This is a genomic window from Paenibacillus sp. NPDC058071 (assembly GCF_042885235.1).
In the GTDB taxonomy this organism is placed as follows: domain Bacteria; phylum Bacillota; class Bacilli; order Paenibacillales; family Paenibacillaceae; genus Pristimantibacillus.
In genome coordinates this window covers 58,621-71,900 of the sequence record NZ_JBHVSK010000024.1, presented here as the reverse complement: position 1 = coordinate 71,900, position 13,280 = coordinate 58,621, and the positions used below count along the sequence as shown (strand labels likewise).

Below are 13,280 nucleotides of genomic sequence, written 5' to 3'. Positions count from 1 at the left end.
TGTAATCGTTGTTCATTGCTTCTTACGCGAAGGCGATCGGCGTGCGCCGGTCCCTCTATAACTGGACTGCTACTCCAGACTCCAGTTCACAGCAGCCTATTCGGTTCTTACTTGGGCGGCTTGACGTTCGCTGTACTGAATCGCCTTCCATAACGCCTTCGCTTTATTAAGAGATTCGTAATATTCTCTCTCCGGCACGGAGTCGATTACGATGCCCGCGCCCGCTTGAATATGGACGAGTCCGTCTTTTACCGTCATCGTTCTTATAATAATATTAAATTCCATATCGCCGGTATAGTCAATCCATCCTAGCGAGCCGGTATACGGCCCCCGCCGGGTCGGCTCCAGCTCCTCGATAATTTCCATCGTACGGATCTTCGGAGCGCCGGTAATCGTTCCTCCAGGGAACTTCGCGGCGATGACGTCAAAGGCATCCTTGCCTGGGGCAAGCGTTCCTTCCACCTGCGACACCATGTGCATGACATGCGAATAGCGTTCGACGACCATCAGCTCTTCGACATGAACGGAGCCATACGCTGCGATTCGGCCCAGGTCATTGCGCTCCAAATCGACAAGCATAATATGCTCGGCCTTCTCCTTCTCGCTGGAAAGCAGCTCCTGCTCCATCAGCAAGTCCTCTTCCTCCGTTCTGCCGCGCCTTCTGGTGCCGGCAATCGGACGCGCCGCGAGCCTGCCGTTCTGCTGCTCCACAAGCAGCTCAGGCGATGCAGAAACGAGCTGGAAGTCGGGGCAGCGCAGAAAGCCCATATAAGGCGATGGATTGATGACACGCAGCCATTCGTACAGCTCCTCAGGAGAGATCGCAACCCGCCGCGATTGGCGCAGCGACAAATTGACCTGGAACACGTCCCCCTGTTCAATGTAACGCTGGATTCGGCGCACAGCCTCCATATAGTCCGGTTTGGAGAATGGAAACTGAATTCCTGGAACCTGCTCTACATCGATATGCAAGCTGTCGTCTTGGGTCATCGCCTCGCGCGCCCTCCGTACAGCGGTTGCATCCGCTGTACGGCCGCCCGCAAAACGCTCCTGCCAGAAGGCAGCCATCGATTCCGCACGACGGCACGCCTCCTCGTACAGCGGCTGCAGTCCGCCATCGATCCCGTCACGCCTAATCGGCGTATGGACCGCGCAATAAATCGCCTGTTCCAGGTGATCGACAATCCATAGCTCATTCATTCGAAGAAACAAATAATCCGGTACGCCCAAATCGTCGGCGGCAATCTCCGGCAGCCTTTCGATCGAACGGATGATATCGTAGCTCCAGAACCCGACACAGCCGCCCGTCCATTTCGGCCCTTCTTCAATGCGCGGTCCCTTATACGACTCCATCCATCGGCGCACCAATTCGAGCGGCTTGCCTTCGGCGCGCTCTTGCGAGACGACTTCTCCATCAGCCCCGAATACCGTCATCTCGGCCGTCCGGTCCTTTCCGCGAATCATACCCTCGGGATGCAGGCCAAGATACGTATAACGGCCGTCCTTGCCGCTCTCCAACACAAAGGCGTACGACGACGCCTCCTTCCATGCCGCTTCCCACGACGCGATGCCGTTATGCTCAAGCGGCAATCGCTTCAAGAGCGGCAGTGTTGTGTAGGTAGGTTCGACATGCCAGTCATGCCATTGATCGATGCTCGTAATAATCACCGGTGTGCCTCCTGTCCGCTCAGCTTATGATTTGCTAAGTATACAAAACTAAGAGGCAAAAGAAAAGATGGACGGCCCCGTAATGCCAATGTTGCCAATGTTGCTAAAGCGTCTGTGATACTGTCCACTCCGAACAGGCAAGAACAGCCTCTCGCTCCGCCAAGACGGCGGAACGAAAGGCTGTTCGATAGGATGATAAATTAGTTCTCGAAGTTAAACAGCGGTGTGGACAGGTAACGTTCACCGTTCGAAGGCACAACCGCAACGACGCGCTTGCCTTTGCCCAGCTCTTTCGCTACTTTCAGAGCAGCGAAGATGGCAGCGCCGGAGGAGATGCCCACCAGAATGCCTTCTTCTTTCGCGGAACGGCGAGCGTATTCGAACGCTTCCTCGTTCTCGACGGTAATAACGCCGTCATAAATTTCGCGGTTCAAAATATCCGGCACGAAATTGGCGCCGATACCTTGGATTTTATGAGGTCCAGGTTGACCGCCAGACAACAATGGCGATGCAGCCGGTTCTACGGCATAGACTTTAATGTCCGGGAAGTTCTTCTTCAGTACTTCGCCTGCGCCGCTGATCGTGCCTCCGGTTCCGATGCCGGAAATGAATGCGTCCAGCTTGCCGTCGAGGGAATTAATCGCTTCTACGATTTCTGGACCGGTCGTTTCGCGGTGGACTTTAACATTGGCTTGGTTTTTGAATTGTTGCGGGATAAAGTAGCTTGGATTTTCTTTCGCCAATTCTTCCGCTTTGCGTACAGCGCCGTTCATGCCTTCCGAGCCCGGCGTCAGAACGAGTTCCGCACCGTAAGCGCGAAGCAGGTTGCGGCGCTCAATGCTCATCGTCTCCGGCATAACGAGAATGGCTTTGTATCCTTTAGCTGCCGCTACCAACGCAAGGCCGATACCGGTGTTGCCGCTTGTAGGCTCGACGATCGTGTCGCCCGGTTTCAAGCGTCCTTCTTGCTCCGCCACTTCGATCATGCTAATCGCAATGCGGTCTTTCACGCTGGCGCCCGGGTTTTGGTACTCCAGCTTTACGTAAATTTCCGCGCTGTCTTCCGGCACGAGACGATTCAGACGAACAAGCGGCGTATCCCCGATCAGTTCCGTTACGTTTTGTACAATTCTAGCCATAGTATAAAATCCTCCTTATTCCGACTAATTAAGTTGGTATTTGCTAATTCCATATTAACAATGCTGGTAGTGGTTGTCAATAACCCTAAATAAAAAAAGATGCGCGTCAATTCAGGGGGCTAGCCCTTCTTGACGGCATCATATTTAGCAAGCAATTCATCTTCAATTTGCCGCATAGGCTTTGCGCGTGACAGCGCCAGCTGTTTGCGGGCCTCATCATGCAGATGGATGCCGGTTAAACCGGCCGTTTTCTGCCGCTCCTTGAGCCGAATGACGGCATAACCGCCGTCCACTCGAATCGGTCCGGCCATTTCTCCCGGCTGCAGCCTGCTCGCGGTATCCAGCATTTCTTCATTATAGAAAGGATCGTCAGAATCAATGAGACCAAGCTCTCCGCCCGCATCAGAAGTAAAGTCGTCCGTCGAATACGTTTTGGCGACGGCGGCAAAGTCTTCCCCGCTCTCCAGCATCTCCAGCACGATTTCGGACTCACGGGACGTATCCGTCACGATCCATTGCAGCCCCAGCTGCAGCTGGGAAGCGAACAGCTCGGGATGCTCGACAATATAGATTTCAACGTCGGAATCGGACACATCGACGGACAGAACGGCGATCTTCTCCAGCAGCAGTCGGTATCTCAAGTCCTCCAGGACCTGTTCCTTGCTCATGCCAAGCTGTTCTTTCATGACATGATAAAACGCTTCTTCACTCTCGTAGCCCTCGATCATCGCAGCAAGCTCCCGCCCCTGTTCCTCGGTCGGCACCTCGAGCCGGCGGTTTTCCGCCTCCAGGTCGATTGCCTTGTGCACCATCATCGTCCGCAGCACCGCATCGCCGTACTGCTCGCGAAGCAGTCCTTCCAATTCACTGGTCAAGATCGGGATTCCCCCGACAATAGCCGCAACGCTTGCGCCATCTTCGTCTTCTCCGTCGCCTTCCGTATGAGCGGCTGCTCCCGAATCAGAATTACGCCCGTCCGGACCTCCGCCAAACGGATACAGCTTAACGATCACTACGACGCTAAGCACGATCATGCATACCGCCTGCAAGACGATAACCGTTTTTAATACGCCAAATCTATTCATAGCCCTACTGCCCCCGTTTTATTGGATCGGCTTCGGTCTCGCTTGTTCGAGCAATTGCTCCAGTTGTGCTCGGTCGAATGTATACGCTTCGTTGCAAAAATGGCACACGATTTCCGCTTCCCCGTCGTCTTCAATCAGTTGTTGCAGTTCCGATTCGCCTAAGCTGACGAGCGTTTGCAACACGCGATCGCGCGAGCACTTGCATTGAAATCGGATGTCCATTTGATCGTGAATGGTCAAGTCGTCGCCGACCACCCGGCGCAAAATACCTTCCGGCGACTCCCCTTGATCCAGCAGGGACGTCACATGCGGCATTGAGCCTACCGCTTGTTCCAGCCTCGTAATTTCCGCATCCGTCAGGCCCGGCAGCAATTGCACAATGAAGCCCCCGGCATGAATGACGGTTCCGTCCGCGTCGACCAGCACGCCAAGGCCGACAGCCGAAGGCGTTTGCTCGGACAGTGCAAAATAATAGGTGAAATCTTCACCCAGCTCGCCCGAAATAAGCGGAACACTGCCGCGGTACGGGTCTTTCAGGCCAAGGTCTTTAATAATATGTAAATAGCCTTCGCGCCCGACGCCGCCAGCGACATCGATTTTCCCTTCGGCATTGCTTGGAAGCAGTACTTCCGGGTTGTCGACATAACCGCGCACTTCTCCGTTCGCATTAGCGTCTACTACGATTTGTCCAATCGGGCCATTGCCCTTCACCTGTACGGTCAGCTTCTCTTCGCCCTTCAGCATCGCACCCATAATCGCACCGGCGGTAGCTGTCCGTCCAAGCGCTGCCGTAGCAGTCGGCAGCGTATTATGCCGACGCTGAAGCTCGCGTACAAGCTCAGTCGTACGAACCGCGAAGACGCGGATTTTGCCGCCCCAGGCCGTGCCTCGAACGAGCACATCCTTTAATTGCTCCATTTCGATCTAAACCTCCTGATTGCGTTCATATATAATTCGAAGACCTTCCAGTGTAAGGAGGGAATCGACTGTCTCTATCGTTTCCGATTCTGAGCTGATTAACTCCGCCAAACCGCCTGTTGCGATTACGCGCGGGCTCACGTTAAATTCACTGCGAATCCGCTTGACGATTCCGTCCACCTGACCAGCATAGCCGTAAATGATGCCGGCTTGCATAGAAGTGACGGGATTGCGCCCGATCACGCTCTTCGGCTTCACCAGCTCGATCCGCGGCAGCTTCGCCGCCCGCTGGTAAAGCGCTTCGGTAGAAATGCCGATGCCCGGCACGATGGCTCCGCCCAAGTAATTGCTTCCGGCGTCAATATAATCGAACGTCGTTGCCGTTCCGAAATCAACGATAATAAGCGGGGAACCATACTTCTCGATACCTGCAACAGCATTGACGATGCGGTCGGCGCCCACCTCGCGCGGATTCTCGTAACGGATGTTCAAGCCGGTCTTAATGCCAGGGCCAACCATAAGCGGAGTTTTGCGCAAATATTTGCGGCAAAGCTGCTCCAGTGTCGGCGTCAGCGGAGGAACGACCGAAGAGATGATAACGCCTTCGATTTGCTCAAACCGGATATTCGCGTAATGAAACAGATTGTGAATGTTCATGCCGTACTCATCCACCGTCGCCGAACGGTTCGTGCTCAATCGCCAATGGTACTGCAGCTCTTTGCCCTTGTATACGCCAAGCACGATATTCGTATTGCCTACATCGATGACCAAAATCATGCCGTTGTCGTTCCTCCTTTCTTTTCATTCAAATCCAGGCTGATGTCCAGCGATTGGAACGAATAGGTCAAGCCGCCGACCGAGATAACGTCCACGCCGCATTCAGCGATGCCGCGAACGGTATCGAGACGCACATTGCCCGATGCTTCCACAATCACATGCGGCGAATGCGCCTTAATGCGAGCAACCGCCTCCGTCATTTGCGGTGCAGACATATTGTCGAGCATAATAATGTCCGCTCCGCAGGCTAGAGCTTCTTCGATTTGGTCGAAAGATTCGGTCTCTACTTCGATTTTCATCGTATGCGGAATATGGGCGCGGGCCGCCTGCACGGCAGCGGTAATGCCGCCCGCGCCTTTAATATGATTATCTTTTATCATGACGGCGTCATATAAACCGAAGCGATGGTTCGCTCCGCCTCCTACACGAACCGCATATTTCTCCAACTGGCGATGGCCAGGCGTCGTCTTGCGCGTATCAACGAGACGGACCGGCAGTCCTGCCAGCGCTTCGACAAAAGCGCTTGTCTTTGTCGCGATGCCGGACATCCGCTGCATCAGGTTAAGAGCAAGCCGCTCGCCCGTCAGCAAGCTGTGCGTGCCGCCCTCCACAACGGCGATGACCGTTCCTTTCTCAACGCGGTAGCCGTCCTTCACCTTAGCTTCGAAGCGCAGCGACGGATCGACCACTTCAAAGACGAGCTGAGCTACCGGCAAGCCGGCTACTACGCCGCTTTCTTTGACGTGAATAACCGCTTTCGACTGCGATCCGGCAGGGATCGTCGAAGCTGTTGTAATATCGCCATTGCCGATGTCCTCCGTCAGCCAGTGGCGGATTTGACTTCGCAAAGCTTCATTATATCCGTTAAACGCCGTTTCAAACATAGACGATTCGCTCCTCTGTTATCCCATGCAAACGATGCAGGACGGTATGCTTTTGCCAAACCTCGTCATTGCGCGCAGGGAAATCCTCGCGGGCGTGAGCGCCCCGGCTTTCTTCACGGCGCAGCGCCGCCTCGGTCGTCAGCAGCGCGCAGGTGAGCAAGTTCGCAAACTCGAACTCCTCGCGCTTCGTCAGCTCCGACTGGAAGATCGGCAGTTGTCTGCGCAGCTCCTCCAATCCTTTCTCGAGCCCTTTTGCATCGCGCCGCAAGCCGACGTAGCGGACCATCACCTTTTGCAGCTTCAGCCTTTTCTCAACTACAGCCTGCATCGGTGGTCCGGCAGGATGCTCATCCAGATGGATGACAGGCTCCACATCAAGCGGCGGCAGCAAATTGATCGCGTCTACGATCCGCTTGCCGAAGACGATCGCTTCGGACAAGGAATTGCTCGCCAGCCGGTTCGCGCCATGCACGCCGGTCGAGGAAGCCTCTCCGCAAGCAAACAGCCTGCTTATGTTGGTTTCCCCGTTCAAATCAGTTTTGACTCCGCCCATCATATAATGGGCAGCCGGAGCGACCGGAATCCAATCCGTCGTCAGGTCGAGTCCATATTGCAGACAAAACTCGTATATATTCGGAAAACGATGCTTGATCATGTCTGGTGATTCATGCGTCACATCGAGATAGACATAGGTCGACTTCGTCTCCTCCATCTCGCTCACGATCGCGCGCGCTACAACGTCGCGGGGCGCCAGCTCAAGCTGCGGATGATATCGTTCCATGAAACGCTCGCCATTCGTATTGCGCAGCACAGCCCCTTCTCCGCGTACCGCTTCCGATATGAGGAAGCGAGGAGCGCCCGGGTAACAAAGGGAGGTCGGGTGAAATTGAATAAATTCAACGTCCTGAATATAGGCGCCTGCGCGATAAGCCATTGCAATGCCGTCACCGGTCGCAACATCAGGATTGGTCGTATAACGGTACAGCTGTCCGGCTCCGCCGGAGCAAAGCACCGTCGCCTTGCCTCGGACGAATAAACGTCCGCCGTCGGGCTTCTGAACAATCGCCCCGCAGCAGACGCCGTCCTGCGTCACCAGATCGATGGCGAAATGCTCGTCCCATACCTCGATATTCGGATCGGCTACCGCCTTCTCCGACAGCGCGCGCACAATTTCGTAGCCGGTCGCGTCGCCATTCGCATGCAGGATTCGCCGCTGGCTGTGGGCGCCTTCCTTCGTCAGTGCATATTCGCCGTTCTCCACGTCAAAGACAGTACCCATATGAATGAGATGGTCGACGCCTTGCGGACCCTCGTGCACAAGAACGCTGACCGCTTCGTCGGAGCATAGTCCCGCCCCGGCAATCAGTGTGTCCTGACGATGGTACTCAGGCGAATCGTCCTCGGAAAATACGGCGGCAATGCCGCCCTGCGCGTAGCGGGTATTGCTATCCAACAACGACTTTTTCGTGATCATCAATACGGAACTGCCGCTCTCGCTCGAGCGCAAAGCGGTAAAAAGACCGGCAATGCCGGCCCCAATTATAATTACGTCTTTTTCGACTACCGGAAGATCGTCCAGTGTAAGATCGACTAAATATCTGGGAATCATAGTAGATGGCGCCTCCAGGCATAGGAGTAGCGCATGCTCCTCCTATTTAACGAGTAACATACGCTCCAAAGACTTGCGGGCTTGATCGGCAACATGAGGCGGCACATAGATTTGTGGCTGCATCGTCTCCAGAGCTTTGACCAGCTTCTTCAAGTTGTTGACTTTCATGTTCGGGCAAACCAAATATTTCGACGCAAAATGGAACGACTTGTTCGGGCTGTCGAGACGAAGCTGATAGCCGGTTCCGTCTTCCGTACCGACGATAAATTCCTGGCAGTCGGATTCTTTGCAATATTTAATAATAGCCGTTGTACTGCCGACAAAATCGCCAAGCGCTACGACTTCCGGACGGCATTCCGGATGGACGACAAACTGCGCATTCGGGTACTTCGCCTTCATCTCTTCAACGTCTTTCACTGTCAACATATCGTGAGTGTTGCAGTAGCCTTCCCAAATAATCATCTTCTTGTCGGTATTCTGCTGCACATAGTGGCCCAGGTTTTTGTCCGGCACCCAGATCACTTCGTCGCCTTCGACCGAATTGACAACATTAAGCGCGTTAGCCGACGTACAGCAAATATCGGTCTCCGCTTTAATTTCTGCTGAAGAGTTAATATAAGTAACGACAGTAGCGTTCGGATGCTGCGCTTTCAGCTTGCGCAAGCCGTCTACGTTGACCATGTCCGCCATCGGGCAGCCGGCCCGTTCGTCGGGAATGATAACTGTTTTGTTCGGCGCAAGAATTTTCGCGCTCTCGCCCATAAAATGAACGCCGCAAAAAACGATAACCTCGGCGTCCGTTTGCGCCGCTTTCTGCGCAAGCAAGAAAGAGTCGCCGCGGAAATCCGCTACCTCCTGTATTTCATCGCGTTGATAATAATGAGCCAAAATAATAGCGTTGCGTTCTTTCTTCAATTGCATTAGCCGTTCGCGCAACTCACGGTTTTGTTCCGCCTTGCGTTCCAGTGCCAGTGCTTCCACGTAGATCCTCTCCTCTTATGAGGGATTGGGCCACAGCCCATTCCGAAGTAAGGCTTGATCCCGACTTTGTGAAATGAAGCACAAACATTGTCGAGATTAGCGCCGTAAGATTAGAACAATTATTAGAATTCATTTGTTAAGGTTTAATTTACTCCAGGCAGAAGGCGCTGTCAATGCGTGAATTGTCAAACTTCCGTCACCATTTCGCATTTTTTTCGTCATTTGCTAGGCCAGCCTTCTTTATATGACGTTATGCGTATAAACTGGGTCAGATTTGCAGCAGCAAACAGGCCTTAAAGGCGACTGTGATCGTTCTCAAGAATCTCTCTGCAATTCCTTTGCCCCTTCGATGTTCTCTCTTTTTCTGTCTAATACTGATTATCGTCTTGAATGCTTCTTCCAAAATAAAAGCCATCCTCTCAAGAAGACTCACCCGTTGTCGGGCGAGTTCCTCTTGAGAGGATAGCAATCGATGTTTCGCTCCTCTTTCGCGAGATCACAGCTCCTATGATTGTAATGTCTCTGCCTAAGCTGGCGGCGGCCTACGCCTACCGTTACCGTTTGGCAGGATCGTAAGGCTCGCCCAGCGCCGCAGGAGCGGAGGAACGGCCGACCGCACCCGCCAGCACAAGCAGTGTGAGAACATAGGGCAGCATGTAGAAAAACTCATTTGGAATTTGCGACGCCCAATCAAACAGCTGGGCGAAATTGCGCAGCGCCTGTGCAAAGCCGAAGAAAATGGCTGCTCCTGCTACCCCAAGCGGATTCCATTTGCCGAAAATAACGGCGGCGATCGCAATAAACCCTTGGCCCGATATCGTATTGTGCGCAAAGCTGCTCGTCGTCGTCAGCGTCATGGTCGCTCCGCCAAGGCCAGCCAGAATGCCGCTGAGCATCACGCCGATATAGCGATATTTTGTCACGTTAATGCCGACCGTATCAGCCGAGCTCGGATGCTCGCCTACTGCCCGAAGGCGCAAACCGAATGGTGTTTTATACAGCACGACATAGCTGATTGCAACCGCAATGATAACGAGATACGTCGTCGGATAAGCGGTGAATAGTCCCTTGCCCAGCAGCGGAATGTCGGATAAATAGGGAATCTCCCATTTTTTGAACACATATTTCAGCGTCGGCGTTTGACCGGAGGAGAACAGGTTTTTCGTCAAGTAGACGGCAAGGCCGAGCGCTAAAATGTTAATAACAACGCCGACTACCGTCTGGTCAGCCTTGAAAGTAATGGTCGAAACGGCATGCAGCAGCGAGAACAGGAGACCGAATACCATCGCCGCAACTAGCCCGAGCCACGGCGCCGATTTGCCAAGACCGCCTTGGATGGCATACTCGGTTACGACGGCGGCCGCAAAAGCGCCCGATACCATCAAGCCCTCCAGCCCGATATTAATAACGCCAGAACGCTCCGAGAACACGCCGCCGAGCGCCGTGAAGATAAGTGCGGTCGAGAAAACGAGTGTAATATTCAGAAGCTGTCCTATAATTTCAAGAGCGTTCATACCGTGCCGCCTCCTTCGCGCTTGTCTGCCCGCCTTTTCAGGAGTGGCTTTAAGAAGAAGATCACCAGTCCGTGCGATGCGACAAAAAAGATGATGGAGCCGATGACAATGCGGACAACCTCCGTCGGCACATCGGCACCAAAGCTCATGCCCGCCGCGCCGTAATTTAAGCCTCCTAACAGCATCGCTCCCAGCAGCACCCCGACCGGCGTATTGCCGCCGATCAGCGCCACTGCGATGCCGTCGAAGCCGTAGCCCGGCATGCCCGCAGAAACCAATTGATTGCCAAAGACGCCAAGCGTCTCGAATGCCCCGCCGAGCCCGGCGAAAATGCCGCTGATGAACATCGACTTCACGATCGTCTTCTTCACATTGATACCCGCGTACAGAGCGGCGTTCGGATTATGGCCAACCGCGCGCAGCTCATAGCCCCGCTTTGACCGCCACAGCAAGAAATAAAAGACGACAATGACGATAATCGCGATGACGATTCCCCAATGAACGCGTGCGTGATCCATCGCTTCCGATAAGAACTTAATCTTAGCGCTGGCTGATTCATGAATCGGCCGGGATTTCTGCTCGCCCTTCAGAACGAGAAACTTAGCTACAATGAAATTAGACAGGAAGAGCGCAATCCAGTTGAGCATAATCGAGGAAATGACTTCGTTGACGCCCCGATTCGCTTTCAAATAACCGGCGATCGCAGCCCATAACCCGCCGAACAGCCCTCCTGCCATTACAGCCAGCGGCAAATGAATGAACCAAGGAAGCTGCAGCGTCACACCGACAATCGTTGCCCCGGTCATGCCCATAATAAACTGCCCTTCCGCTCCGATGTTGAACAGACCGGTGCGAAAGGCGAAAGCGATCGCCGCGCCGGTAAAAAGGAGCGGCGTTATCGCGCGAATCGTCTCGCCGATGTTATAGGCGCTTCCGAACACCTTCTTCACGAGCGACATATAGGCAAGGAGCGGATCGTAGCCGCCCGCCAGCATCGCAATAGCGCCGCATATTAAGCCGAGCACAATAGATACGGCAGGAACGAGCAGCGACGGCTTATTGAACGCTTTGCGCAGAAACCCCATTCCGTTCTTCCCCCTTTCCTTCGGGGAGTTCGTGGCTGCAAGTCATCATATAGCCGAGCTTCTGGTCGTCTCGCACATTCGCGTCTACTTCGCCCGTCATCCGACCTTCGAACAAGACCGCGATGCGGTCGGACAGCGCATACAGCTCATCGAGTTCAAATGAGATGAGTAAAATGGCTTTGCCTTCGTTTCTCGCTTCCATGAGACGGCTGTGAACAAATTCAATGGCGCCAATATCCAAACCGCGCGTCGGCTGAACCGCGATAAGCAGATCCGGGTTGCGAGATATCTCCCGGGCAATAATCGCTTTCTGCTGGTTGCCGCCCGATAACGAGCGGGCCTTCGCCTCGATTCCAGAACCGCGCACGTCAAACTCCTCCGCAAGACGGCTGGCAACCGCATCCCTCGCTTTAAAATCGATGAGACCGTATTTGCCGAACTGCGGCTCGTAATACTGGCCGAGAATCATATTCTCGCTAAGCGTAAAATCGAGCACTAAACCGTGTTTATGCCGATCCTCTGGAATGTGGCTGACGCCCGCCGCCGAGATTTGGCGAGGAGTCTTGTTGGTGATGTCCTGTCCATTCAGCTTGACCGAACCGCCGCTCACAGGAAGCATTCCCGTAATAGCCTGTACCAGCTCGCTTTGGCCGTTGCCATCCACACCTGCAATGCCAAGCACCTCGCCTGTTCGAATCTCGAGGCTAACCCCATCCAAGACTGGCTTGCCGCGGTCGTCCTTCATCCGCAGGCCGTTTACGGAGAGCACCACACCACCCGGCGGGCGCTCCCCCTTTCTCGCCTCGAAATGGACGTCCCTGCCGACCATGAGCTCCGCCAGCACGCGCTCGTCAGCGCCCTCGGCGGGAAGCGTACGGACCACTTTTCCTCGGCGGATGACGGTCACCGTATCAGCAAGCGTCAATACTTCCTTCAATTTATGAGTAATGAGGATGATCGACTTGCCTTCGTCCGCCAAGCTGCGGAGGATGACCATCAGCTCCTCAATTTCTTGCACCGTCAGTACAGCCGTCGGCTCGTCGAAGATAAGAATTTCCGCTCCCCGATACAGCGTCTTCAATATTTCCACCCTTTGCTGCATCCCGACTGTAATATCTTTGACCCGAACCTCCGGGTCGACCTTCAAACCGTATTGCTCTGAAATGCTTCGAACTCTTTCATTGGTCGATCGATAGTCGATAAACATTCCTTTGCGAGGCTCGGAGCCTAGCACAATATTTTCTGCAACGGTAAACGGCTGAACCAGCTTGAAATGCTGATGAACCATGCCGATGCCAAGCTCAATCGCATAACGGGCTCCTTCAATGACGACCTTCTTACCGTTAATCCAAATCTCTCCTTCATCCGGCTGGTACAAGCCGAATAAAATATTCATGAGCGTCGATTTGCCCGCCCCGTTTTCTCCCAGCAGCGCGTGAATCTCCCCTTTTTTCAGCACAAAATCGATGGCATCGTTTGCGATCAGCCCCGGAAACCGCTTCGTAATCGCCTTAAGCTCCACCGCCGTTTCAATCCGGTTCATGCCGTCACCGTCCCTTTGATCAGTATTTAAGCACGTCAAGGGTAACTATCCCGTCCATCAAGCTCCCTGCATTCTGC

11 protein-coding genes are annotated in these 13,280 nt (G+C 54.1%); all 11 read right to left on the bottom strand.

Annotation, left to right across the window (positions count from 1 at the left end; translation table 11 throughout):
* Positions 1–96: 96 nt before the first annotated feature.
* Positions 97–1,668, bottom strand: coding sequence for an anthranilate synthase component I family protein (locus tag ACFVTB_RS26120; RefSeq protein WP_387756049.1), 1,572 nt, complete (start codon positions 1,666–1,668; stop codon positions 97–99).
* 200 nt (positions 1,669–1,868) lie between these two features.
* Positions 1,869–2,807, bottom strand: coding sequence for a cysteine synthase A (gene cysK, locus ACFVTB_RS26115; RefSeq protein WP_387756047.1), 939 nt, complete (start codon positions 2,805–2,807; stop codon positions 1,869–1,871).
* Between the two features lie 119 nt (positions 2,808–2,926).
* Positions 2,927–3,892, bottom strand: a complete 966-nt coding sequence (locus ACFVTB_RS26110) for a peptidylprolyl isomerase (RefSeq protein ID WP_387756045.1) — start codon at positions 3,890–3,892, stop codon at positions 2,927–2,929.
* 18 nt (positions 3,893–3,910) lie between these two features.
* Positions 3,911–4,810: an Hsp33 family molecular chaperone HslO gene (hslO, locus tag ACFVTB_RS26105; RefSeq protein ID WP_387756043.1), complete on the bottom strand. Its 900-nt coding sequence runs from the start codon at positions 4,808–4,810 to the stop codon at positions 3,911–3,913.
* Between the two features lie 6 nt (positions 4,811–4,816).
* The gene (locus ACFVTB_RS26100) at positions 4,817–5,587 is read right to left on the bottom strand and encodes a type III pantothenate kinase (protein WP_387756041.1); all 771 of its coding nucleotides are present in this window, start codon (positions 5,585–5,587) and stop codon (positions 4,817–4,819) included.
* Positions 5,584–6,471, bottom strand: coding sequence for a carboxylating nicotinate-nucleotide diphosphorylase (gene nadC, locus ACFVTB_RS26095; RefSeq protein ID WP_387756039.1), 888 nt, complete (start codon positions 6,469–6,471; stop codon positions 5,584–5,586). The genes ACFVTB_RS26100 and nadC overlap by 4 nt, the downstream gene beginning before the upstream one ends.
* Positions 6,464–8,080 (bottom strand): L-aspartate oxidase, encoded by a 1,617-nt coding sequence (gene nadB / locus ACFVTB_RS26090; RefSeq protein WP_387756037.1) that lies wholly within the window; start codon positions 8,078–8,080, stop codon positions 6,464–6,466. Before nadB ends, nadC begins: the two co-directional genes overlap by 8 nt.
* 42 nt (positions 8,081–8,122) lie before the next feature.
* Positions 8,123–9,061, bottom strand: a complete 939-nt coding sequence (gene nadA, locus ACFVTB_RS26085; RefSeq protein ID WP_387756035.1) for a quinolinate synthase NadA — start codon at positions 9,059–9,061, stop codon at positions 8,123–8,125.
* 554 nt (positions 9,062–9,615) lie between these two features.
* The gene (locus ACFVTB_RS26080; protein ID WP_387756033.1) at positions 9,616–10,575 is read right to left on the bottom strand and encodes an ABC transporter permease; all 960 of its coding nucleotides are present in this window, start codon (positions 10,573–10,575) and stop codon (positions 9,616–9,618) included.
* Positions 10,572–11,660, bottom strand: a complete 1,089-nt coding sequence (locus ACFVTB_RS26075) for an ABC transporter permease (protein ID WP_387756031.1) — start codon at positions 11,658–11,660, stop codon at positions 10,572–10,574. The genes ACFVTB_RS26080 and ACFVTB_RS26075 overlap by 4 nt, the downstream gene beginning before the upstream one ends.
* Positions 11,632–13,203, bottom strand: coding sequence for an ABC transporter ATP-binding protein (locus ACFVTB_RS26070; protein WP_387756029.1), 1,572 nt, complete (start codon positions 13,201–13,203; stop codon positions 11,632–11,634). Before ACFVTB_RS26070 ends, ACFVTB_RS26075 begins: the two co-directional genes overlap by 29 nt.
* Between the last annotated feature and the right edge of the window lie 77 nt (positions 13,204–13,280).